At 42.9% G+C, this 24338-nt stretch carries 21 protein-coding genes and 1 riboswitch; of the genes, 9 read left to right on the top strand and 12 right to left on the bottom strand.

The genetic code is table 11. The annotated features are described in order from the left end of the window. The first annotated feature begins 5 nt into the window (after positions 1 to 5). Positions 6 to 1781, top strand: a complete 1776-nt coding sequence (locus tag U0035_RS13235; protein ID WP_114790252.1) for a hypothetical protein — start codon at positions 6 to 8, stop codon at positions 1779 to 1781. A 16-nt stretch (positions 1782 to 1797) separates the two neighbouring features. Here U0035_RS13235 and feoB read toward each other — a convergent pair whose 3' ends face one another. Beyond that, positions 1798 to 3903 carry a ferrous iron transport protein B gene (feoB, locus tag U0035_RS13230; RefSeq protein WP_114790251.1) on the bottom strand — a complete coding sequence of 702 codons (2106 nt, stop codon included), beginning with the start codon at positions 3901 to 3903 and terminating at the stop codon, positions 1798 to 1800. A gap of 159 nt (positions 3904 to 4062) precedes the next feature. Here feoB and U0035_RS13225 point away from each other — a divergent pair, with 159 nt between their 5' ends. From U0035_RS13225 to U0035_RS13200, 6 genes are all read left to right on the top strand, one after another. Next, on the top strand, positions 4063 to 4506 hold the full coding sequence (locus tag U0035_RS13225) for an IPExxxVDY family protein (RefSeq protein WP_114790250.1): 444 nt from the start codon (positions 4063 to 4065) through the stop codon (positions 4504 to 4506). Positions 4507 to 4516: 10 nt separating this feature from the next. Then, positions 4517 to 4750 carry a 4a-hydroxytetrahydrobiopterin dehydratase gene (locus tag U0035_RS13220; RefSeq protein WP_114790249.1) on the top strand — a complete coding sequence of 78 codons (234 nt, stop codon included), beginning with the start codon at positions 4517 to 4519 and terminating at the stop codon, positions 4748 to 4750. Between the two features lie 271 nt (positions 4751 to 5021). Continuing rightward, positions 5022 to 7160, top strand: coding sequence for a peptidylprolyl isomerase (locus tag U0035_RS13215; RefSeq protein ID WP_114790247.1), 2139 nt, complete (start codon positions 5022 to 5024; stop codon positions 7158 to 7160). 98 nt (positions 7161 to 7258) lie between these two features. Beyond that, positions 7259 to 7765 carry a DUF2480 family protein gene (locus tag U0035_RS13210; protein ID WP_114790246.1) on the top strand — a complete coding sequence of 169 codons (507 nt, stop codon included), beginning with the start codon at positions 7259 to 7261 and terminating at the stop codon, positions 7763 to 7765. A 349-nt stretch (positions 7766 to 8114) separates the two neighbouring features. Continuing rightward, complete coding sequence (locus U0035_RS13205) at positions 8115 to 8666, top strand: M43 family zinc metalloprotease (protein WP_114790245.1); 552 nt, start codon at positions 8115 to 8117, stop codon at positions 8664 to 8666. A gap of 375 nt (positions 8667 to 9041) precedes the next feature. Continuing rightward, positions 9042 to 9383, top strand: a complete 342-nt coding sequence (locus U0035_RS13200; protein ID WP_114790243.1) for a hypothetical protein — start codon at positions 9042 to 9044, stop codon at positions 9381 to 9383. A gap of 65 nt (positions 9384 to 9448) precedes the next feature. Here the strand turns inward: U0035_RS13200 and U0035_RS13195 are convergent, their stop codons facing one another. Then, a complete protein-coding gene (locus U0035_RS13195; protein ID WP_114790242.1) occupies positions 9449 to 11557 on the bottom strand; it encodes a S9 family peptidase in 2109 nt (702 codons plus the stop codon). A gap of 119 nt (positions 11558 to 11676) precedes the next feature. Further along, entirely contained in the window at positions 11677 to 12789 is a 1113-nt protein-coding gene (gene corA, locus U0035_RS13190) for a magnesium/cobalt transporter CorA (protein WP_114790241.1), read from the bottom strand. A 103-nt stretch (positions 12790 to 12892) separates the two neighbouring features. On the opposite strand from corA, the gene U0035_RS13185 reads away from it, so the two are divergent. Both U0035_RS13185 and U0035_RS13180 read left to right on the top strand, forming a co-directional pair. After that, positions 12893 to 13363, top strand: coding sequence for an RNA polymerase sigma factor (locus U0035_RS13185; RefSeq protein WP_114790240.1), 471 nt, complete (start codon positions 12893 to 12895; stop codon positions 13361 to 13363). A gap of 4 nt (positions 13364 to 13367) precedes the next feature. Beyond that, complete coding sequence (locus U0035_RS13180) at positions 13368 to 13931, top strand: hypothetical protein (protein ID WP_114790239.1); 564 nt, start codon at positions 13368 to 13370, stop codon at positions 13929 to 13931. Between the two features lie 40 nt (positions 13932 to 13971). Here U0035_RS13180 and kdsB read toward each other — a convergent pair whose 3' ends face one another. From kdsB to U0035_RS13135, 9 genes are all read right to left on the bottom strand, one after another. After that, positions 13972 to 14700 (bottom strand): 3-deoxy-manno-octulosonate cytidylyltransferase, encoded by a 729-nt coding sequence (gene kdsB, locus U0035_RS13175; RefSeq protein WP_114790238.1) that lies wholly within the window; start codon positions 14698 to 14700, stop codon positions 13972 to 13974. Between the two features lie 90 nt (positions 14701 to 14790). Next, the gene (locus tag U0035_RS13170) at positions 14791 to 15615 is read right to left on the bottom strand and encodes a sterol desaturase family protein (protein WP_114790237.1); all 825 of its coding nucleotides are present in this window, start codon (positions 15613 to 15615) and stop codon (positions 14791 to 14793) included. Positions 15616 to 15728: 113 nt separating this feature from the next. After that, the gene (locus U0035_RS13165; RefSeq protein ID WP_114790236.1) at positions 15729 to 16262 is read right to left on the bottom strand and encodes an SRPBCC family protein; all 534 of its coding nucleotides are present in this window, start codon (positions 16260 to 16262) and stop codon (positions 15729 to 15731) included. A 102-nt stretch (positions 16263 to 16364) separates the two neighbouring features. Then, complete coding sequence (locus U0035_RS13160; RefSeq protein ID WP_114790235.1) at positions 16365 to 16763, bottom strand: putative signal transducing protein; 399 nt, start codon at positions 16761 to 16763, stop codon at positions 16365 to 16367. A 77-nt stretch (positions 16764 to 16840) separates the two neighbouring features. Next, entirely contained in the window at positions 16841 to 17959 is a 1119-nt protein-coding gene (locus U0035_RS13155; RefSeq protein WP_114790234.1) for a DUF5074 domain-containing protein, read from the bottom strand. A 12-nt stretch (positions 17960 to 17971) separates the two neighbouring features. Further along, entirely contained in the window at positions 17972 to 19096 is a 1125-nt protein-coding gene (locus U0035_RS13150) for a cell surface protein (RefSeq protein ID WP_114790233.1), read from the bottom strand. 31 nt (positions 19097 to 19127) lie between these two features. Then, positions 19128 to 20237, bottom strand: coding sequence for a YncE family protein (locus tag U0035_RS13145; protein WP_114790232.1), 1110 nt, complete (start codon positions 20235 to 20237; stop codon positions 19128 to 19130). A gap of 9 nt (positions 20238 to 20246) precedes the next feature. Beyond that, entirely contained in the window at positions 20247 to 22265 is a 2019-nt protein-coding gene (locus U0035_RS13140) for a TonB-dependent receptor plug domain-containing protein (protein WP_114790231.1), read from the bottom strand. Between the two features lie 99 nt (positions 22266 to 22364). Beyond that, a riboswitch (cobalamin riboswitch) is annotated at positions 22365 to 22571 on the bottom strand. A gap of 120 nt (positions 22572 to 22691) precedes the next feature. Beyond that, complete coding sequence (locus U0035_RS13135) at positions 22692 to 24305, bottom strand: PQQ-dependent sugar dehydrogenase (protein WP_114790230.1); 1614 nt, start codon at positions 24303 to 24305, stop codon at positions 22692 to 22694. Positions 24306 to 24338: the final 33 nt, after the last annotated feature.

Raw genomic sequence — 24338 nt, 5'->3', positions numbered from 1 at the left:
CCGAAATGAAAAATTGGATCAATAAAATAGATAAACAACTGCTCGGGCGTTTTCCCTTGTTATGGATAACCAGGGCCCCCTGGGTATTATTGGTTACATTGCTTTTGCACCTGGTTTTCTTTGCCTTAGGATGGAATGTATTTAAGAACTCCTTGCTGTTACAGGATTATAATGCCGATGATATTTATGTGCGAAACGGGGTATTATTGTTTAGTATTATTTGTTCGGTGCTTATTATAGTAGTATGGCTAATTGTACTGTTCAGACATAACGCGTTTAAGAACTACTACCCTACCAGCCGGTGGCAACTTTTTTCTTCCTTTGTTATCTATTTCATTATCTTATTTTTTTCAACCACCTTTTATTCTTCTTATCAGATGGGATACAAAGGATATATTGGTGGAAAATATACTGATGCTGTTTATAATAAAAAGCTGGATCAGGCCAATCTCGCTGCGGCATTTTTATCCTTCAACCAGGAAGACTATACGATTGACAGGAGAAGATATCCCGCTCCCTTTAATGCATTGTATTGTGAAGTAAACGAAGCCTTTATTGATTTTTCAAAACCCTATATCAGCCGTTTTACCGACGAATACCAGTTCTATACTTTAAAGAAGTCAATTAAAAAAGTAACCAGAGATGCCGCGGCAGGAGGCGAGCTGCCGGGGCATTTGTATTCTGAAGCGCTCGATGATACTACATGGACGGTTTGGGACAAAGATAAAGTGGTTGATGTATCGGCCCTTGCAACCCCGGATCTTAGTTATTTCAATTATTCGCGGGTGCTGTTTACAGAGGGCTACTATGATGAGGGGCCTGCTATATATGTAAAGGGTACTCCCCGTTTTGATGAAAACCAGCAAAAATCACAGGCGCTGAGTCAGCAGCTTTACCAGCTCCTGAAACGCAATAAGGAACAGGAGATCCGTCAATTATTTTCTTCCTTCCTGGCAACTGCAAAAGAATTCCGGATAAGAACCAACCTAACGGTTGAAAGCTGGCTACCGTTAATCGACCGGGACAGTTTTATCGTTAAAAAGTTCGTGTACAACGGGGATTATAGGCCGAATGATTGGGAATATGATGAACAGGTGTCCACTGCTGTAGAAGCTGTGGCTGCTGCAACAGCTTCTACCGACTCCACGGATGAAGCAGTTAGAAGCCAGAAGCAGGAGTATTATGAAAAAGGGAGAACCCAACTCTATTTGGACGCCAATGCGCTCAAAAATGTATTTGGAAATATAGACGCGATTAAAAAGTACAATCATTGGGAAATACTTTTTCAAATGCAATGCTGGCTGGCCTTCGGGTTGTCGCTGGTGCTTTTTATTTTCAGAACCTCGGGGCTCTCTTCGCTTTTATTTTCTATAATAGCGGGCATTGTAGTGGCCATAGCTTTGAGCCTTGCGGTAGTGGGATTGAATATACATGACGAACTGGTTATTTCTTACCTGGCACTAATAATAGGAACTACGATCCTGTTAATACCATTACTATTGCTCAAAAGAATAAGAAAGAATATCCTGGCCGTATTTATCAATATTTCAATAGTGGGCTTTGTACCTTATGTTTTGTTGATCATTGGCATCATTTCCATGCACCAGAAAAATTATTACAGGACAAAGCTGGGCTCACTCTATTATGCGCAAACATCACCGCCCGTGCTGATTGAACAGTTGGGTATGGATTTAAGTACCTACCTTTTAGTTGCCGGTTTTTTGTTTATGCTTTTGTATACATCTGTTGTAAAAAGATGGAAAGCATTACCCGAAGGATAAACAAAGAACCAATAGGTTATTTTAAAAGCTGGTAGGCAACCAGGCTTACTATATAGGCCAAAAAAGTCATGTAGCCTAGTTGTATCATGGGCCATTTCCAGCTGCGTGTTTCCCTTTTTACAATAGCCAGGGTGCTCATACACTGCATGGCAAAAACATAAAATAACATTAATGAAACGCCTGTAGCCAGGGTGAATACCTTCGAGCCATCGGAGAAGGTGGCGCGCTGCATTTTTTCCTGTAATGCCAGGTTCTCTTCCCCGTCGTCTTCAACACTGTATAAGGTAGCCATCGTGCCTACAAATACTTCCCTGGCGGCAAATGAGGTAATCAATGCAATGCCAATCTTCCAATCATATCCTAGCGGCCTTATGGCAGGCTCAATGGCTTTACCCATAATGCCCGCGTAAGAATTTTCCAGTTTGGCGGTACCGTATTGTTCTTCTATAAGAGCAGTATCTGCATTAGGCTGTGCCAACTGCTGTTCGTATTGTGCCTGTGCCTGCTCCATGCGGCCAGAGGGGCCAAAAGAGCTTAAAAACCAAAGCACCAGGCTAATGATCAAAATGATCTTACCGGCCTGTAACACAAATATCTTTGCCTTTTCGATCATTGTTTGTACTGCGTTTTTCCAGCGCGGTGCCCGGTAAACAGGTAGTTCCAGAATGAAGAAGCTTTTTTCTTTTATCTTAATAAACCATTTCGCTACCCATGATACAGCCATAGCAAAAACAACTCCAATCAAATAAAGTCCCATCATTACTAAACCTTGTACACTGATAAAACCAGCTACATAGGTTTTGGGAATCACGATAGCGGTTAATATAATATAAACAGGTAGGCGCGCTGAGCAACTCATTAGCGGCGTTACAAGTATGGTAAGGAGGCGTTCTTTCCGGTTTTCAATATTCCTGGCGCTCATAATTGCTGGTACGGCACAGGCAAACCCACTGATCATCGGCATAACGCTTTTACCGTTCAGCCCAACGGTACGCATTACCCGGTCGGTTAAAAAACTAATGCGTGCCATGTAGCCGGTATCTTCCAAAAGGGTAATCAATCCAAACAGGATCATGATCTGCGGAATGAAAATAACGATACCGCCCAGTCCGGCAACCAGCCCGTTAATAAGGAGGTCTGTAAAATGATTTTCAGGTAGTATATCGCCCAGCCAGCCGCTGAATGCTGCGGTTCCCCCATCTATCCAATCCATTGGGTAAGAAGCCAGCAGGAAAACACATTGAAACAACAGGAACAGTACCGTTAGCAAAATGGCGTAGCCCCAAAAAGGGTGCAGGAAAACATTGTCAAGTCTTTCTGTTATTCTGGATCTTTTCTGGGGATCAGGAAAAGTTACAGCCTGGCTGAGAATATGATTGATGCGTGTATAGCGCTGTAAAATTTCTTCGGCTTGCGTACGGGCCGGGTTAAACTGGTTGTCAACTTCAGCCTGCTCTATTTTCTCCTGTACATCATCTGGCAGGGCAAAAGTTTCGTGATTAATCAGGTAATGAACGGCTTCATAGTCTCCTACATGAGGAACGGCCTGTTGCGTCTGTTTTATTGCCCCCGGTGCTAAAGCCGTTACATCAATAAAGTTCCGGGCGGCGGGTTTATACAAGTTACCGGATACCAGCTCTATAGCCTTTTTTAATTCTGCTATGCCTTTGTTCTTCCTCGGGTTTACCGCTACCACTGGTACACCAAGCTCCCGCTCCATTTCGTGAACGTCTATCTGAATGCCCTTTTTCCGTGCAATATCCATCATGGTAAGGGCAACTACTACAGGACGTTTCAGGTCTATGATCTGTGTGCAAAAAAGCAGGTTACGCTTCAGGCTGCTTGCATCAGCTACGGCTACAATAACATCAGCCACCACATGCGCATCCTGGTTTAATAAAACTTTGTAAGCTACTTCTTCATCCAACCGGCGGGGATATAAGCTATAAGTTCCCGGCAAATCAATCACCTCTGCGGTACCATGGCTTAATGAAGTAGTGCCTGTTTTTTTATCAACAGTAACCCCGGGGAAGTTTCCAACTTTTTGATTTAATCCGGTAAGCGTATTAAATAAAGAGGTCTTTCCGCTATTAGGATTTCCTGCTAATGCAATATGTAACATTGAATTTTTCAATATGTAAAACCGCAAATTTAACCGCCAATGGCCTAAATATGTTTACGAAATGCGGAGATTTATGGCAACTTTAAATATTCCCCCTGTTATCTTTTATCTACCTTTACCCCCAAACATACCCCATTTGCGAACAGTAAAGGAAAAATAATGGCCGTTCTGAAATTAGAACTGGATACCCAGGAAATTATTGATAATTTTTTTGACGATACCAAACTATTGGGTATTGTAACAACAGTGAAAGACTACCGTTTTTGCTGGAACCTTAATAATTTGCTGGGACTAAATTTCAGGATCAACCATGATATTGAAATTAACCTGAAGCGTAAAAAAAGGCATTATTTTTTCAGTGTATATGAATATCATGAGCCAAACAGTGCGCTCTGCCATTACTTGTATAATAATTTATACGACGGAGAGTATCTTTTACCGGAGTTTAAAAACCTCGATTTTCTATGGCTGATGAAAAACGATACCGTTACCGAAGAATATCTTAACCAGATCAAGGCGATGTTGCGGAACATTCCCGGGGTACAATTGGTAACAGAGCTTACTAATGAAAAAATTAAAAACAAGGAGTACCTTATCTTTTAAAATCAACACTATGTGGCAGGAAGAACAAAATAAGCTGTACCGGAAGTTTGAATTCAAAAACTTTAGCGAGGCTTTTGCCTTCATGACCCGGGTGGCGCTCGCAGCAGAAAAAATGGATCATCATCCCGAATGGAAAAACGTATATAACACCGTAGAAGTGTGGCTGAGCACGCATGATGCAGGTGATATAGTAACCGAAAAAGACCATCAACTGTCTAAAAAAATTGACGGTCTCCTGAAATAGGGTGCAGATCGCCTGCTTTACTTTGTATTATGCATCAAAGGCGGTCTGGGTTGCAATTTGCGTATGGCAGACATACTGTTTTTAATTATATGAGGCCAACTGATTTTCAGGAAGCTGTACCCGGGGAAAAACGGCCAGGAAGTATGGGGCTTCTGCATCATTTCGGCTAAACAAAAAAGTTCGGGTATCAGCGCTCTGATTTTTCCACAATTTGTTGATACTTTCAAATACCCTATTTTTGCCGTCCTTTTATTTAATGTATTAATATATTATGTCGGTTATTCAAAAAATCCAGGACAAATACGGCAAAGTTATGGCCGTAATTATTGCTTTGGCATTGGTGGTGTTTGTAATAATGCTTGCTTTTGAGAACGGAGGCAGCCTTTTTAGAGGTGACTCAACTACCATCGGTACAATAAATGGCGAAACAATAGATTTTGCCCGGTTTAACGCACAAGTGGAACAGCAGTCCCAAATGATGCAACAGAGAGGTATGGGCGCCAGCGGCGAAATGCTTTCTCAACAGGCTAACGAGAGCGCGTGGAACACGGAAATTGCCAGGGTGTTATTATCCCAGGAAGCGGCAAAAGCGGGTATCGAAATTGGTAAAAAAGAACTGAACGATCTGTTATTTGGTGCTAATCCTCCACAGGAGTTAAAACAGGCGTTTACAGACCCTCAGACCGGCGTATATAATCCTGCTATGGCCCAGCAACAGATTAACCAGGTTAAAACAAAAGGTACTGCAGAGCAAAAAGCCCAGTTGAACGCCTTTTTAGACCAGATGATATTTCAACGCCTGGCGCAAAAATATGATGGCCTGTTAACCAACAGCATCAACTATCCTAAATGGATGATTGAAAAAGAAAATGCGCAAAGCAGCCTGATCTCCAAGGTTTCTTTTGTAAGAGAGCCTTATACCAGCATTTCTGACTCTGCCGTAAAAGTTTCCGATGGCGATATTCAAAGCTATATCGACAAACATAAAAAAGACTTTAAGCAGTTGGAGAGTCGCAGCATTTCTTATGTTGCCTTTAATGCGCAGCCTAATGGTGCAGACAGCTTACAGGCAAGAGAAAATATCCTGGCCTTAAAGCCTGCTTTTGACAGTGCCAAAAACATGAAAGACTACCTGATGACTCAGGGCGTTAATAATTATTATGATGGTTTCATCAGCGGTAACCGTATCCAGGTACCCATGAAGGATTCCATCTTTAAAGTAGGTGTTGGTAACATTTACGGCCCTTACCTGGATGGCGGAAACTATACACTGGCTAAAATTGTAGCTACCAGGTCTATTCCTGACACGGTAAAGATCAGGCATATATTGATCGGCACTTCTCAACAGGATCCTCAGAGTGGTCAGCAAATTCCAATCAGGGATACTGCTACTGCCAGGAAGCTGGTGGACAGTGTAGCCCTGGCTATTCGCAATGGAGCTAATTTTGATTCTTTGGTAGTTAAGTTTTCTAACGACCCGGGAAGTGTAAATACCGGCGGCGTGTATGAAAATGTTCCTTCGGGCGAAATGGTACCGGCATTCAACGATTTCATTTTTGGAAACCCTGTAGGTTCAAAAGGGGTAGTTAAAACAGACTTTGGATACCATTATATAGAAATTCTTTCTCAAAAAGGTAGCGCAACAGGGTACAAAATAGCGTACATCAACAAACCCATTGAAGCCAGCGAAGAAACAGATCGCGTAGCAAATGAAGCGGCAACAAAATTTGCAGCTGAAGCCACCAATCAAAAATCTTTCGACGCGGCAGCAGCTAAACTGCAAAAAGAAAAAGGCATCTTTAAATCAGTAGCGCAGGATTTACCACCAACCGGTTCCAGTATCCAGGGCCTGGGAGCTTCCCGCGCTTTGGTAAAAGCTATTTATAATGCTGACCTGGGCGATGTGGTTTCTGAGCGTGTGGGTGATTTTTACGCGGTAGCTTTGGTAACCGAGATCAATAAAGAAGGCACGATGAGCCCTGCAAAAGCAAGAATGATGGTAGAGCCATTATTGGTGAACCAAAAGAAAGCCGAGATCATTACTAATAAAATAGGAAAAGTAACCACTTTGGAAGCTGCAGCAACTGCTTTGAAAAAAACTGTTGAAGTAGCAGACAGCCTTCGTTTTGCCGGACAGCCTTCGATGACTTTAGGGTTCGAGCCAAAAGTAATCGGTGCTTCTTTCAACAAAGCGAATGTAGGTAAAGTGATCAGCGAACCAATAGCAGGTACGCAGGGTGTGTATGTAGTAAGAGTTGATAACCTGAGCAACACTCCTGTTCAGGCGGCTAATGTGGATGAAGCAAGAAAAATGCGTTTTATGCAGGCTAAACAACAGGCCCAGTTCCAGTCGCTGCAGGCATTAAGAGAAGACGCTACCATTAAAGACTTCCGCAGTAAGTTTTATTAATAGTTTATTTATAAGATATATCAAATCCCGGCCCAGGCCGGGATTTTTGTTTTTTAGATAATTGAACAACGCGAGAAATTAATGTGTTATTTTAAAGTATGGAAGAAATTATAAGGAACAAAGTAGCTGAAAGCGGAATTATTACACTGAATCTCGAGGATTTTTACCCACGGGAGGAGGTAGTCATTTTTGATATTAAAGATTATTTATTTATGGAAATGATCTTAAAGGAAAAAGACTTCCGCGAAGCATTGAAGCAGCACGATTGGCAGCAATATGCCGGTAAAACGGTGGGCATTACCTGCACCGCCGATGCTATTGTTCCCCTTTGGGCTTATATGCTCATTGTAACCTACCTGCAGCCGGTAGTACGTTTTGTAGCAGCCGGTAATGCTGAAGAGCTTAGGAAGAGGATATTACTGAACAATATCAACGCAATTAATACAGCTGACTACCAGGATAAACGGGTAGTTATTAAAGGCTGTGGAGATATGGGTATTGGAGAAGAAGCCTATGCGGACATTACCCGCGTTCTTTTACCTGTTGTAAAAAGTCTGATGTATGGAGAACCCTGCAGCACGGTTCCAGTATTTAAAAGGAGGTAGATACTGACCCGAAAGCCCCCTTATCATTTAATTACGGCATTATGGGTGTGTATTACCTGTTAGAATCGAATGGCTTGGAGTAGTGGCATAAAAATCCGCCTGCTGTATGGAGTAAGAATGGAAAGAACTAGCTTAGCATTGGCTATCTAAATCAATTCTAGTCCATAAACCAAATCAGTATAGGCCATGAGAGCTCTCCGCTTCTTACTGCTTATCAGCAGCGTATGCATCAGTATTATATCCTATTCTCAACAAGCTGTTTGCGGGTTAAATTTTGTAAACCAACACTTGCGGAAAAATCCGAAATATGTTCGAAAATTAACAGCGACCGAGTATAAAATCCAGCAGGATGTGGGGCCGGATCATGAGGACCCGTGCGCAGTTTCAAAACCTGAATGTGTTACGGGGACCAGCTTATGAAATACCGGTTGTAGTGCATGCAATTGCTCCATCCAACAGCCCGACAGGTTGGGTAAAACCTACCGATCAGCAGACCATAGATGCCATCGATCGCCTGAGTGCCGATTTGCGGCAACCAGTAACCGTAGTGTGGGATGCTAATTTACCCTTAGAGAATCCCGGCTTTCAAAATATGCCTGCACACCGGATGGAGGGAATGATGATCATTGCTTCTCAGATGGTATCTTCTACCTCCACAACTCTTACACATGAGCTGGAACATGCTTTTGGGCTTTATCACACTTTTGAAGGTGGTGATCAAACCAATTGCCCGCCTATGACAGATGGGACGAACTGCACAACAATTGGCGATAAGGTTTGCGATACCGATCCGGTAAAGAACCTCTTGCATGGAGGGCCTGCCCTATACTCAACACTGATCCTAATCCCTGCTACAATAACAACCCTACAATGGTATACCAGAGAATATTATGGGTTATAGCGGCTGTCTGGACCGGTTTACGGCAGGCAAAGCACAAGAATGATGGCCGCGTTAAATATAGCACGCGGAGGCTAATGACCTCTGTGGCTTGTACGCCACTCCCTGTAACAGCGGTTAAAATCAATACAACTCAAATACCGGTAACCAATACATTTAACATTCTGACTGATATCGGTCCCTGGAATGTTACGCTCAGCAACCTAACCTACCAATCTTACGGCTACGGTAATGATAATTTGCCATATTACGAGAAAACTCCTGCAACTTGGGAACACCGGTGGTGTTTGACAGAGTTGTAGCTAAAATAAAAAATGATAATATTTTGTAGACTGGAAAACAGAAACTAATAACGATCACTTCTTTGTTGAAGCCTCTTTGGATGGCGAAAACTTTGCCCGAATCGCAAAACTAGATAGCAAAGCGACGAACGGTACTTCCTTTTCTTCACTCAACTACACTATTTCCGTTGACAATACAGGCGCGGTTGTTTCTTTGGGCGCAACACTGGTGGCGATTTTCTCACTGTTTAGCTTTAGGAGCAACAGAAAATGGGTGCTTACAATGCTGATAGCTACCGGTATTTTCATCGCCTGCCAGAAAGGGGATCCGGCGGGAGTGAACAGCGACGACAATAATATTAAAAATGTAAGAATTGTGCAGGTAGATAAAGACGGCTCTGTTAAATTCAGCCGCGTGGTTTCGGTGGTTTCAGAATAAGGAACAATACTTCATAACAATGAAGGCGGAAACGGCATCAACTGTTTCCGCCTCTTTTTTTATAGTTATCGCAATTTAAAATCCCAGATAGGCGTTGCTCCCTTCAGGTGTTCAACAAAATAGTTCCAGAGTTTTTTCTGGAAATAGTCTGAAGCCTTTCCCACATAGCCGTGATGTTGACTGGGCAGGATCAACATATCAAACTGTTTGTCTGCATTTACCAGCGCCTCAGCCAGCTTGAAAGTGGCAGAAGGATTTACATTTTCATCAATACCGCCATGTACAATCAGCAGTTTTCCTTTCAGGTTGCCCGCCATAGTAATATTGGAAACTTTATGATAGCTGCTGTCCACCGGCCAACCCATATACATTTCGGGCCACCAGTCTTTCTCCATCCTGAAATCATGATCGGCAGAGCTGGCTACCGCTACTTTGTAAAAATCGGAAAATTCTAAAACCGCATGGCCGGCATCATAACCTCCCGCAGAATGGCCAAAAATGCCAACCCTGGTCGTATCTACCCAGGAAAACTGTTTTCCCATTGCTTTGATCGCAATGACATGGTCCAGCAGGTTTTGCCCCATATTTTTATACGACACATTATGAAAGGCTTTAGACCGCCCGGCTGTTCCCAACCCGTCGATAGCTACAACAACAAATCCTAATTCGGCTAAAGCCTGGTTACCCCGGCCGAGGGCTTTGGCAAAGCCGTTAGGGAACATATAAGTATGCGGACCTGTATAAGTTTGGTCAATAACCGGGTATTTTTTAGCAGGATCAAAATGGGAGGGTTTCCAGATGGCTGCATAAATAGTTGTTTTGCCATCCCGCCCCAGCGTGGTAAACTCCTCGGGTAGCGGATGCGTCTTACCTTCAGGAAGGTTTATTTGGGTGCGTGACAGTTCTTTCAGGATGGTGCCGGTAGCGCCATCGCGCAGTACTGCACGATTGGGCGTAGACATGGTCGAAATATTATCTACCAGGTATTTGCCATCGGGCGAAAAGCTGACTTCATGATTTTCTTTCCCGGGGGTAAGCAGTATGGTTTTCCTGGTTTTAATATTCACCTTATAAGCGAAATCATGGTAAGGGTTGGTTGCTTCCTTTCCTTTGGCAGTAAAATAGATATCACCGCTCTTATCGTTGATCAGGTTGATATCATTGATATAATAATCTCCCTGCGTTAACCTGCTAGCTTTTTTATCCTTCAGGTTCAAAGCATATAGCTGCTTCCAGCCGTCCTTTTCTGAAGTAAAAATAACCTGGTTCCATTCATTTACCAGCCGGTAGCTGAAGTTGTCGATATTGGTTGCACTACTTTCGGTGTACAGCAGGTCTTTTGTTTGGGTGGAAGGATCATATAAGTAAAGGTTGATTTTCTGATAGCCGCGCTCTCTTTCATAGATAATAGCCTGGGAAGATCCGGCGATCCATTCAAACCCGACCGTATTTACATTCCTGAACTCATCCAGCCGGTGCGCTGCCCCCGTTGCCGCATTAAACACAACCGGCGTCATATACACCATATCGGTATCACCCGGCGAGCCCCGGTAATAAGACAGTAATTTGGGCTTATAGAGACTGTCGATACTCCAGTCCAGCAGGTACATTTTTTTGCCATTACGCAGGTCACATATATAGGCCTGCAGCCATTTCGAATCGGGAGACCAGTTTACCGAAAAGTGGGAAGGCCTTTCGCCGTTCTCTCCTTCTATGAGCTCGCCCCAGCCATAATAGCTAGCGTATTCATAATTTTTTACCCCGTCTTTGCTTAGCTGTTTTTCGCTATTGCTTTTCGCATTTTTAAGGTGGAGGTTATAATCTTTTACAAAAGCTACCATGCTTTTATCGGGCGAGGCAGCCTCCTGGTTGCGGCGCCGGTTGCCACCCTCCCATGGGCGCTGGTTTGTTGGTTCAGCGGGAGCATCGGATATAGTACCTGTTTTAAAATCGTATTTTTTGCGGTGGGTGCCGCCGGTATCCTGAACATAGTAAGTGAATCCGCTATTATCTCTTAACCAGGTTGGTGTAGTGCTGATATTCCATATCGTATGCTTAGCCAGGTTATTTCTAAAATAGCTGACTGCCCTGTTGTAATCTTCTATAGTAATGGATTGGGCAAAAGAAACGGTAGAAATAAAAATGCTGAAAAGCAGGGCTGCAAATTTCTTCATTATGAGTAGTTTATTATTCAGAACAGGGGCTCTAAAATAGTAAACAACCCAATCAGAGGCTGGCTGCTTTTTACCAGAATGTACTTATATTTTATCTGATGGTTAACGTAGCTGACCAGTTAAAACCAACCTCTTTTTCTAAATAAGATCAACATCCAGGCCGGGATGATCAACATGGCTCCCACTGCAATCCAGAATCCCCAATGTTGACCGCTTAAAGGAATAACCTGGAAGTTCATGCCGAAAATACCGCCAATAACCGTAGCCGGGGCCAGCACACAGGTTACAATGGCCATTACCTTCATGACTTCATTCATTTTGAGGTTGACATTGCTGATATAAAGATCCTGCATGCCCATGATCATATCGCGATAGTTCTCTACGAGGTCGATGGCCTGTACCACGTGGTCGTATACATCCTTATAAAAACGTTCATTAAACTCGGTAAGCAGTTCGCTGTCACTTTTAATAAGACCACTAAGCACATCACGTACCGGGTAAATACTGCGTTTTAAAACGATCAGTTCTTTACGCAGTACATTTATCAATGCCAGGGATCTTTTATTGGTGCCGCGAACGATCTCCTCTTCTACGTCTTCAATACGATCGCGTAATTTATCCATTACTATAAAATAATGGTCTACTATTGTGTCTATAAGTGTATAATAAAGATAGTCGGCTTCTTTACCTCTTGTTTTGCTGGTAGTAAGCTTTAGCCGTTCTCTCAATGCATTAAACAAATCCCTTGAGGGATCATCCTGGAAAGTAATAACAAAGTTTTTACCCAATACGAGACTGATCTGCTCCTGCCCGATAGCGTTTTTTTCTTCATTATAATAAAGAATATTCATAAGCGAGAAAAGGATCTCATCGATTTCATCGACCTTGGGCCGCTGGTTAATACTGAGAATATCTTCCCGTAATAAAGGATGTATACCGTATTGATCTCCCAGTTGGTCAACATCGTCTTTTCGCAACCCGTCTATATTGATCCAGATAATATGGTCGTTGCATTTCAGGGATAGCGCCTCTTCTATTGAAATATTTTTATATTCTTTTACTTCGGCTTTATTATAAACATAGGCATTAATGATCACGGTAGCAGCCTCCTCCCTTATAGGAATAATGGTAGGGTTTACTGTGAGAATCTCTTTAGTACGCTCTGTACCGAAGAGTTCCAACAGGTTAGGCAAAAACAGGTAGCGTAAATATTTTTCAGGACGCATCTTCATGCAAGAAAGATAATTATTTTTTAGAAGTTGTAAGATTTTATACTAATTGTGCTACTTATGTATCATGCAAAACAAACCAGGCGGATATAAAAACTGAAGGAGCATGGAAAAACAATTTCTACAACTCATTCACGACCATCAGGAAATTATTTATAAAATAAGCGCGTTGTATCGGGATAGTAAGGAGGACCGGGAAGACCTGTTCCAGGAGATTGTATACCAGCTTTGGAAATCATATCCCGGTTTCAGGGGTGCATCAAAAGTGAGCACATGGATGTACCGTATTGCTTTAAACACAGCACTTGCCATTTATCGTAAGCCCCGGTTGAAAATTGATCATTACCCGGAGTTGCCACCTAAGCTCCATTCTTTAAGAGAAGAATCCATTTCTGAAAATGAAGACCGGTTGTTTGAGGCGCTTGGAAAATTGAGTGATGCAGAGAAGGCGATTGTTGCTCTTTATTTAGATGAATTTAGTTACAAAGAAATGGCCGCAATAACAGGATTTAGTGAAACGAATATCGGAGTCAGGCTCAACCGGATCAAAAACAAATTGAAAGAAATAATAAAATAAAACTATGGAACTGGACGAATTCAAATCGGGCTGGAGAAATGCAGGCAACCGCATAAAGAGTCAAGAAGACCTGGAAAAAATGACAAAACTGGTAAATCACCCGGTGATAAAACGCATAAAAACAAGGCTGGCCATCCAAATAGTGGTATTGCTATTATTTTTATTGGTTTATTACGATTGGTTCGATGGAGACCAAAAACCCCTGTACGCAAACCTGGCCCTTGTTACCGGATTGGTATTATATGTACTGAATGATGTTGTAGGCTATCTATCTCTGATGAAACCAGTAGGGGAATCAAATCTCAGGCAGTCTGTTTTGGATTACCTAATGCGGGTAAAGCGGCTCTCCTTTTTTTCCTTGTTGGTAACGTTATTATACAGCAGTTCAATCGTTATATTCTTTACATCTACTATAGTTTTTACAAAAGAAAAGTGGCTGGTGCTCCTGTTTAGTACCGTTATTGTTTGTCAACTGATCATCCTGTCTTCTAAGCTCTGGTCGCGGTGGATTAAAAAGCTGAATCAGCAGATAAAGGATTTTGATGTGGATGATAACAGAACGGCCTGAATTTAATGAATCGCATTGTTTGGGTCTTTTGACCACCGCGTTATTGCTTACTAATCTGCTCTATAGCTTTTTCCAGGTCTTCGGGTGTATCAATAGCAATATTTTTATAATTGGTTTCTGCCATGTAAATATCAATATCATTATAAAGGAAGCGTAGCTGTTCCAGCTTTTCGATTTGTTCTAATGGAGCCTGCGGTAACGACGTAAAATAGAGCAAAGCGTTTTTTCGAAAAGCATATACGCCGATGTGCAAAAAGTAGTCGGCCGCAATATCAGCATCACGCTGAAAAGGAATTATACTGCGGCTGAAATAAAGCGCTTTATTATTTTTATTGGTGACTACTTTAACCATGTTTGGGTTAGCCGCGTCGGCAGCGGTTTCCATTTTTCGCATTAAAGAAGCCACTTGTACCTGTTCGTTATCAAATAACCGAACAAGTTTCTCTAAAGGTTCTTTCTGTATGAAAGGTTCATCGCCCTGTACATTTACAATTACATCTGCATCCAGGCTGCGCGCTGCTTCCGCAATACGATCGGTACCACTTTCATGTTCGGTAAGGCTCATAATACATTTACCACCGCGGCTGGTGATCTCTTCATAAATCACGTTACTGTCAGTAATTACATATACATCAGCAAATAAGCCACTTTGCATGGCTGCATCATAAGTGTGCGCAATAACCGGCTTATCTCCTAATATTTTCATCAATTTAGCGGGGAAGCGTGTAGCCGCATAGCGGGCCGGTATCATGGCAATTACTTTACTCATGCACCAAAAATAGTGAATGGTGAATAGATAATAGGGAATAGTTAGTCCATGCGGCGATGGCTAATCGATTCAATATTCGCCACTGACAATTCACAATTTCTTTTTATGTAGAAACGGATCCTTCAACAGATCCAGGAAATCCTCGTCTTTTTCATTGGGATAATACCGGTCCAGGCCATATTTTATTTTGGAAGGATGCAGGGTTGAGAATGTTTGAAACAGCCGGTCCCATATGGAAAATACCGCCCCGTAGTTGCTATCAGTGTAAGGTTGCATCCAATGGTGATGCACTTTATGCATATTGGGAGAAACCAGCACATAACTCAGGGTTTTATCCAGCAATGGAGGTAAACTAATATTCGCATGTGTAAAAGCGGTGGTAATCACTACCAGGGTTTGATAGATCATTACACTGTACATGGGGGCTCCGCTAAAAAATATTAACAACAAAAAGAAAATACCTCTTAGCAGGCTATCCCCGGGGTGATGCCGCAGGCCGGTGGTCACATCTACTTTGTTATCGCTATGATGAATAAGATGATAACGCCATAAATAAGGATTTTTATGCATGATCCAATGTACCAGCCAGCTGCTGAAATCCAACGCCAGCACGCCAATTAAAATAGCCCCGCCTATATTGGCATTGAACCAGTAAACCATGCCGAAACCGGCACTCCGGCACCAGTCGCTTAACAACACTATAAATACCGCCAAACCAGTATGTATAATAAGATGCATTACTGTAAAGCCAAAATTCACCAGGGCATGCCTGATCTTATTGCGCCGGTATTGTAGTTTTACTAAAGGAATGGCGCCTTCTATGATCCAGAAAAAAAGGAGGCCGCCCACCAACAGGGCCATGCGTTCCAAAGGACGCTGTTCCAGTGTAGAAAAATAGGCAATAACTTTTTCCATCGGCGATCGTTTATAGGCAGCAGCGCGGCGCTGCAGAATCTTTCTTAAAGTTACACCAAAAAGAAACCCGGCCCATCAACGACGGACCGGGTTTAACAATAGCTTTCAGACGCTTACTTTTCTAATACCTTTTTAAGATTGTCCAGGTTGGTTTGTAAGTCACCGCCCACCAGGGCATTCATGCATAAGTTCATCAGGTTAAAAGGGTAAGAGCTGGTACCATAAAAGCCCCACTCCACTTTTGTTTTTGTGCTATCCAGCGGCGAGGTAATTACCGATGCAGTATTAGTTCCCTCCATCGGCTTTTCAAACCTGATCTCCACATCTACCCTTTTGTTTTCGTCAATAGCCTTAATTTCCTGGGCGCCTTTTCCCGCCTTATCATTCTCACTATCCCAGGCATAAATAAAACCTACGGTTCCATCAGTACCCGTGTAACTTTTTTTCATTCCCGGATCAATTTGATTCCACTTACTATAGTTATCCTGGTTTTTAAGGTATTTCACATAGTTAAAAACGGCTGCTACCGGTTTATTGATCACCACTTCTTTAGTAATAGCATAATCTTTAGGGACAAAAATGGCCACAATCAATAACAGGGCGATTAATCCGAGTATAACAAAAAGGATGCGTTTTAAGATTTTCATTTTAAGCAAATTTGGTTTATTAAGAAAACTAATACTCAAAATTAGTTAGCTAAACAGCAACCCCACTTGCCAAATGGCAATAAATAAATTGCTTGCTATTGGTTATTCCATTTCGTACTCATTGCCGCAATCAAAGCAATGATATACTTTATCGATAGGAGTTGCAGAGCCCACACCCAGTACGGCGCTGGTAATCGTGCCTAGCCAGTTACTGGGTTTACGCGGAGTGCTCACCAGATCTATGTTTTCGGAACCACATTGCGGACAGGGATGCTGTTGCTGGTACTCCTGCCTGTCGGTGGCTATCAATGCCAGCGCCCGTTCGATCTGGGGTTCAGCCACCATGAGTTTGATACCTCCCACGGCGTTGGTCAGTATGGGATCGATCGTAACGGTGTTTTCGTCTTTCAGCCAGCAGTTGATATGTTCTTCCTGCAGGCGACCCAACGTTACATGCGCATTAATATAATTATCAAACACGGCGGCAATTACAAAATTCATCTATTAAAGTTAGCGTAATTACAGACATAAAAAAATGCCGCGTAATGCGACATTTTTAAAAAACTTTAAAAAGATAATTAACGAAATACAGCAAGGCCGGGAAAGTAAATATGATTGAAATCTACCACCGAGCCATCATTACCATACTTAATATTTTTTACCAAAGTGCCGGTACTCGCATTATAGATCAACAGGTAGTTGACACCAGAGGAACCTCCGTAGCCTTGTATACCATTTACTACGATATAATCTTTATTACGGTCGTAGCGAATAGAACCATAAACCATGAAAGGTGCTATATCAATTGTAATAAAGGGTTGACTTAAAGACGCTGCATTGCCATCAACATATTTATAGATGTTGGCTCCGGAGTGATAAAACACAGCATTTTCTTTGGTGGATGCTGTAAGCCTGGTGGGCGCATCCAAGCCAAAAGAGCCAATTGTAACAGGTAGCGCTATACCTGCAGTATCCAGGTTTTTATCAATAGCGATCAGCCTGCTACCTGTAGCCGCCCAAACTTTCCCATTAGGCGTTTTGGCAAAACCCCGGTTGATATTGCTGAACCCTTTTACAAAAGAATAGTTACTGCCAGAGATAATTTTAGCGCCATTGCTCTGAAGCAAAAAAACATAGTTATCCGAAACCAGCATATCGCCGCTATTAACCGCCGATACTGATGTTAGCTTATACTGTGGCATCAAGGTGTTCAAATTGATGACATAAACCCCATCGTTGGCGCTGACTAATCCTTCAGCGCCCTTTATGCCCACCAGGCTTCTCCAGTTACTGGTTTCCTGGTTAAATCTTACTTCTTCTTTTAGCGTTGCCGCATCCAGCCGTATAAGCGGACCATTTATTTTACTCATCAGGAAAAGCTTACCACTGTACACCGTAGCAAATTGCAGCGTGCTGGTTTTAGCGGCGTTCGATGTTAGTTTACCCGGATTTTCTTTTTCATAAACCCTGGTAGTAACGGTGTCTGCGTCATAGTTATAAAAGTGTACGGTTCCGGCGGTTTGTCCATAGGATCCCTCCGTTATAATAAAGAAACCATTGGCATAGGGTGCTGTTTCAACCGGATCAGGACCGCCGATCAGCAGGTCGTCATTTTTGGAACAGGCCGTTAAAAGAAACGCTGTTACGGCTATTAAAGATAAATGGTACAGGTATTTGTTTTGTAGAAGAGTCATCATTTAAATTTTGTTTTATTTAGTGGTGCTGCCTGCAGAGAAATGCATGTCTTTGATTCCGGTTATTTCGGTAGATGCTTCGCCTAACCAGCCACCATCACCCAGTACACCGGTTTGTATTTTAATAAAGTCGATCGTATTCAGATGTACTTTATTCCCACTGGCATCTACCGCATTGCTGATATCTACTTTACCACCACCTGCAGTTTCTGTTTTGTTATCAGAGTAGCCCCAGTCGTAGGGAAGAGACACTACGTAAGTAGGCCTTGACGGGTCTACTTTTGTTTTCAGCCAGGATCCTTTTAATGTGTAGCTGTTGGCCGTGATCCATTCAGGGTAATAAGCCTGGCGGTGAAATGTATTTTTCTTTACAAAGCCGGTATTGCCTTTATTGTCTGTCCATGCAATATCTTTATCTATAGATTCGGGGCGGAAATAAGTTACTTCATAGTCGCGCAGATACGTACCATCCGTTTTGCCGAATTCGCTGCCAGCCAGCTCATACCAGGTATCATCCGGTTTTCCATTACCATTATCATCCACCATTACGTAAATAATGCCGGGCTCACTCCATTCGGCCAGCGCATTGCCGGTCACATCAATATCATTACCTTCTTTATTGGGCACACTATGGTCGAAACCATAAACTACATAGCCTCCCCAGGCACCCAGGCTTACCATTCCTGTTTTTCCAATAAGACCTTCCGCACTTACCTGGTTGCCGGGTGCTTTGTTGATGAACTGTCCCGGCGCGGGCATAAACTCAAACAATGATGTAACATACTGGTTGGCCCCACCTTCTCTAACCAACGCTTCCACCTTTACATCAAAACTGTCTTTATAGGTACCATATTTATTACTGGCCTGGTAATAGATCCTATAGTTGCCGGCCACTTCGAAAACATGATTGAATGTATTGCTGGTAGATATCAACTGCGTGCCTACATGCCACTCTTCTTTTACTGCTGTACCAACAGCAATCCGGGATGTAATGGTAACGGCCTCTTTTATTTTTGTTTGTATGGTTTTTTCTGTTACAGACAGCTCAATAATGGGTGCCGGAATCTCATCATCTTTAGCACAACTGTTTAAAAGCAGTACAAAAAATGAAAGGCCCGACAATAGTTTCAAATGTTTCATTCGTGTATTTTTTTGTGTTTAAATATTGTAATTATTTCAGCCTGTTAAAGAAGCCCATATGTCCTGGTATAATACCGGTCTTCTTAATCGTGTTTTTTAATCGCCCCTTCGCATCAAAGCAAAACAGGTCGCCGGCTTCTACATAGTCTCTTGCATCAGCTATATAAATGTTACCATTGTTGGGATCAACAGCAATGCCATAGGGGATTTCTATTTTAGTTCCATCAGTAATGAAGGAGCCGGGTAACACCGTTTTTGTTTTAAGATCAATTTTAGAATATGAGTGGTTCTTTGTTCCATAATCAGCTCCATATACATAAGCCGTATCGTTCTTGATGGCAAAGTCATCCACTTTCACATTTATGGAATCTGACAGCTGATCCGTTTTCGTATCTACTACATACAGTTTATTGGTAGTGCCCCAGGGGCATATATACAAATTGCCTTTACTGTCTTTTTTTATCCTTCTTAAATTGGGTGCTACGGTTATTGCTTTTGTAACCGTAAAGGAATTGAGGTCTACAACTGAAACATAATTCTCGAGGTTTGATTGGCTGTACCCCCCGCTGTTAGCTACGTATAGCTTATTACCTACTACCTCCAGCTCATCCGGCTGGCGGCCCACTTCAACCGCTCTTTTGATACTCAGGGTTGCGGTATCTATTTCCAGTACCATTCCTTTTTCGGATGTGGTGTAAGAGCTCAGGTAAGCAAAGCCGTTCGCAAAGGTTATGTAGCGTGCGTTCTCAATGGCCTTATGGGTATTATCGGTCAGGATCTTAACCCGTTTGCCGGTTGAGGCATCCAGGATCTCTACCTTTTTCGACCAGTTCATAACCACATATAGCTTGCTTCCATACACGGCAATATCGTTACCGGTGTCGCCCAGGCCCAGTACCGCATCAGGATTGTCCTTGGTAAAAACATCGCGTGTATAAACGCCGTTATGTACATCGAAATAATCGAGTGTTGAATTGTTGTAACCCCAACCTCCCTCGTTCAAAAGATAGAAACCGGTACTGGTGGAGTCGGCTTCGGTCGACTGTGGCGGTGGCGTATACTCATGATCTTTCCTGCATGATCCAAGCAGGATCAGTACAGCAGAAAAGAAAAACAGAACATAGATTTGTTTTTGATTCATCAGGGATGTTTATAAATTGAAAGAAAGCTTTATTAAGTAATTGCGGCCCGGCATGGGATAGTTGATAACCACATCATAGTATTGATTAAAAAGATTGTTAACCTCTGCAGCTACAACAAGAGCTGTTTTTCCTAGAACCAGTTTTTTTGTAAGTGACAGGTCATGTGTGTACCAGGGCATCAGATAGTTTTGCGGATCATTTTCGGGTAGCATATATCGCTCGCCTGTATAAATAAAACTATAATTGACACCCCAGTTCCGGTAAAACACTTGCAAGGTTGCCGAGCCACTATGTCTAGGAGCATAAGGGATCAGGTTGCCGTAAGATCGCTGCCCTGTGGTTTTATTAACCGCCTCCTGGTAGGAATAATTGAGCGTGCCATTTAATACAATTTTTTCCTTTAGTGTAAGGAAATAGGATGCATGAACATCTAACCCTTTTATTTCGACAGCACCCAGGTTGATCATGCTCCACCGGAATAAATTATTAGCAGGGATAGCAATAATTTTATCCTGGACTTTATTGATGTAAACATCTGCCTGCACGTTGAAGTCCAGCTTTATTGGTGAGAAGTATTTGTTGTACTGGGCGCCAATATTATACTGGTTTGAGTACTCGGGTTTTAACGTAGCGGAGCCAACAATGGTGTAGTATAAATCATTGAATGTGGGCATTCTGAAAATGCGTTTATAAAAGGAGCGAAAATTAAGGGGAATGGCTTCCCAGGGCATCCAGGAAAGGTTGATTGCCGGCGTCAATTCCTGTTTGTCGTCAGCGGCTTTGCCTTGCTTTACTTTTTCATTGATAAAGCTGCCTAGTAAATTTCCGGATATAGTCACAGGTTCCCAGGATAGTTCTGTTGCAACAGCCACTAATTTTGTTTGACGCGTAGGATAAGCGAAATCATCTAAATTGGATTGCATCTGGTGTAGGGTCCAGTCTGCCGCCAATGAAAACGTCCACCATTTTTTGAGTTCAAATTCATTTACCAAAGAAGTGTAATATTCCTGTTGTTTGTAAGTATTATGTAATGGGGCGCCGCCTATCTTTTTGATGGTAGTATCTAAATAGCGGGTAAGATCATTTGCATATTTAAATTGAAGCAGCAGCCTGTAGCGCGGCGAAAACCGGTGCTGCAAAGAGCCCTGTGTGAAGAAGTTTCGATCCCATAGCCGTTGCGAATTGTAAAAACGTTCTGCCACAATGGCTCCGGGTAAGCCTCGCTCTGAGTTATAAAAGTACCCTTGTATTTTCCAGTGAGTGGCGCTGTCTTTATTAATATCCTGAACCGCCAACTCTACTCTTTGAGAGGCAACGCCGGCATTTTGCCGAACAATGGTGGTGTCGTAAGCCCATTTTTTATAGCGGGTTTTATACCGGCCATGTGCATTGATAAGCTCTGCACTGATTGTCGTTGCTATATTGTCGGCCAGTTTTTGTTGCCAGTGTATAGAAGGATTGATAAGCCCGAATGAACCCGTTTTAAACGCAGCCTTTACCTGGTATGATTGGCTGTCCTTAAAGGTGGGTGGCAGGGCTTTTATATAAATGGATGATGCAGCGCCAAAGCTTTTGGCAGATTGAAAGATGTCCGGGTTTTGACTATTGTGTAACGATACTTCCTCAATATTGTCAAGGGAAAACTTCCCAAGATCGACGATGCCGTTTTGCGCGTTGCCCAGTTGCATTCCATCATAAAATACACCCACATGTTGTGTTCCCATGCCTCGCACATTTACGGTCTTTAATCCGCCAATGCCGCCATAGTCCTTTAATTGCACACCCGAAAAGTAGCGGATCGCATCTGCGATAGAAAAACTGTTTAACCGCTGCAATGCATTGCCTGATAGTACCTGAACTGGCGAGACCGATGCGACCAAAGACCTCTTTTTGCTGCCGCTCACCTGCACTTCCTCTAACTCCCGGGTAATAATGGTATCACGCCATTGTGCGCCAACGGGGTGAGGGCTTAGTATCATAAACAGCAATAAACATAAGCCTGCCAGGGCTTTTAAAACATACTGCATTAACTATTTGATTAAATGAATCAAACAGCTTTGCGAACAACTGAAAACAAATATGTTGCTATAAAAGCATTTGCGTTCAAGCTTCAGTCCACGAAAGCTTAACATCTGTCTGCTTTGGCAGGTCTCCTGACTTGTTCTCATTTTGAGCAGCCTTCCCGTTCCGAACGGTTTTCAGAACAGTGGCTAAGATTTGTCAAAATGTCTTTTTAGAACTTACAGTAGCGGGACTGTTCAGGATTTGCACCTGATTCCCTTTTAATCAATAGCGCCCGGAAGGCGTATTAAACCAATGCGGCGCGAAGGTAGGTGTATTTTTTAAAGAAGGGGTATGAATTATAAAGGAAAAGGAAAAAGGAAAAAGCTGCAATGCCCTAAGGGATTACAGCTTTTGAAAAAAATGCGTATAGGTTTATCAGACTTAGAACATTACTTTTCATTTACAACCTGCACGGTTTGCGAATACCGTTTGGCCCCATCCTTATCAACCTGGGCGATGCGTATAAATAAGGTCTCATCTTCAGGATCTTTTGCTACATCACTTTTATTGCAGGCGCTGACAATAATCAGAATGGCTAATACTATCAGCGATGCCTGTTCCCGCTTTTTAGCAGACCTGAACCCGCCAAAAGTCAATACCGCTAATAAGGAAATACCCAGCATCATACCCAGGTTGTCTCTACCGATCGTTAGTTCATAATTTATAGTGCTGCTGCTATACCCGTCGATGGCTTTGGTCTCCACCGTTTTAATTGCTGCAAAGGTTTTACCATCAACCGATCCTTCAATATCAAAATGGCTATTATTGTTTTCCGCTTCAGTTGTCCAGTTGATATATAAGTTGGCTTTTCTTCGGGTGGCTTTAATCGTTCCAAATGTCACCGGCAATGCAGCATTATCCAACACCTTATAAATCGCATTACCAGACAATGAGGCGGCATAAAGCGTTCCGTTCTCGGCTTCGCCGAAAGCTACAATACCCGTTGGAAAGCCGGCATCCGGTAATTGAAGCATCTGCGTTCTGTCGGGCGTGATCACCCACTGGTTACCAGACAGGAAATCAGCAAAAATATAATACCCCGTTAGGGAGGAGAATTCCGAGCCCCGGTATACAAAACCTCCGGTTACGGATTGACCCCCTGTGGTATTATCGCGGCCGTAAGTGTAAATGGGGCTTACATAACTTGACTGCGGCAAACACCCTGAAGTATTATAAGGTAATGAACCTTCATAGCATCTCCACCCGTAATTAACACTTCCTGTATTAGGGCCAGGCACGTAATTGATCTCTTCCTGGGCGCCCTGCCCTACATCGGCAATCCACATATCTCCGTTAGCCCGGTCAAAACTCCATCTGAAAGGGTTTCTAAGGCCTAGGGCCCAGATCTCATCTCTTACATTGGCGTCTGCTACATAAGGATTATCAGGGGGAAGGGTATAGGGAAGCGTATTGACATTGATGCGAAGCATTTTACCGAGCAGGCTATTTCCATTCTGGGCATTATTGGACGGGTCGCCGCCGCCACCACCATCTCCGGTAGCCAGGTACAGGTATCCATCAGGACCAAAAAGTATCTTTCCTCCGTTATGATTATCCTCACCGGGATGAGGGATATTGATAACAATTTGCTTTGAAGCGGGGTTAGCGCCGTTACCATTGCCGCTATTTACGGTGTAACGGGCCACTTCCAGGCTGAAGTCGGGACGGGTATAGTAAACAAACAGGAAGCCATTGGTTGCATAATCAGGATGGAATGCCAGGCTGAGCAAGCCACCCTCCCCTGCGGTACCAACATCACTAACCGTAAGGAAGTCCTGGATATAAGCGAGATTATCATCATATACGCGGATCGTACCGCTGCGCTGTACAACAAATAGCCGGTTGGTACCATCACCGGCATTTACAATGTCAATGGGTGCTGCCAGGCCATTGCCTGAAATTACTGCCTGGTAGCCAATGTCGGGAGTTTGTGAAAAAGCCTGAAGCGTAAAAAGGAAGTATGCCCAAAAGGACAAGCGGGTGTTGAGGGCGCGTTGGGTCATAAAATAGTTTAGAGGGTTAAAAACTATCAGCAA

Origin of the sequence: Niabella yanshanensis, from assembly GCF_034424215.1 — a bacterium.
Lineage (GTDB): Bacteria > Bacteroidota > Bacteroidia > Chitinophagales > Chitinophagaceae > Niabella > Niabella yanshanensis.
This window is presented reverse-complemented; position numbering and strand designations above follow the sequence as displayed.